This window comes from Shewanella sp. SACH (assembly GCF_001887095.2).
GTDB classification, from domain to species: Bacteria; Pseudomonadota; Gammaproteobacteria; order Enterobacterales; family Shewanellaceae; genus Shewanella; species Shewanella baltica.
Genome location: NZ_MPDG02000020.1, coordinates 1 through 467, shown reverse-complemented (window position 1 = coordinate 467; position 467 = coordinate 1). Strand labels below are relative to the sequence as shown.

The following is a 467-nucleotide window of genomic DNA, read 5'->3' as shown; positions in this document are numbered from 1 at the left end:
GTCCCCTTCGTCTAGAGGCCTAGGACACCGCCCTTTCACGGCGGTAACAGGGGTTCGAATCCCCTAGGGGATACCAAGTATTGGTTCCTGTCGAATAGCTAACGAGTTGTTTGATATGAACAAAATCTAAATTTCTGCTGATACGCATACTATTAAAGTTAGCAGTGTCGACAAAAATTTGGGGCTATAGCTCAGCTGGGAGAGCGCTTGCATGGCATGCAAGAGGTCCACGGTTCGATCCCGTGTAGCTCCACCAATTTACTGTAGATATTAAGCAGGAACGTGAGTTCGAATTAATATGTTTGAGGTCACCTTACTTCTTTAGAAGAGAGTACCTATGACACCGTAGATGTTAAACGGGAACAATAAGTTCAAATTAATATGTCCGGGGTCCCCTTCGTCTAGAGGCCTAGGACACCGCCCTTTCACGGCGGTAACAGGGGTTCGAATCCCCTAGGGGATACCAA

General features: G+C 47.1%; 3 tRNA genes. All 3 read left to right on the top strand.

Annotated features, from left to right (window positions below):
* The 3 genes from BM607_RS21590 (at position 1) to BM607_RS21580 (ending at position 466) form a co-directional block, all read left to right on the top strand.
* A tRNA-Glu gene (locus tag BM607_RS21590) sits at positions 1 to 76 on the top strand.
* A gap of 104 nt (positions 77 to 180) precedes the next feature.
* A tRNA-Ala gene (locus tag BM607_RS21585) sits at positions 181 to 256 on the top strand.
* A 134-nt stretch (positions 257 to 390) separates the two neighbouring features.
* A tRNA-Glu gene (locus tag BM607_RS21580) sits at positions 391 to 466 on the top strand.
* Position 467 lies beyond the last annotated feature (1 nt).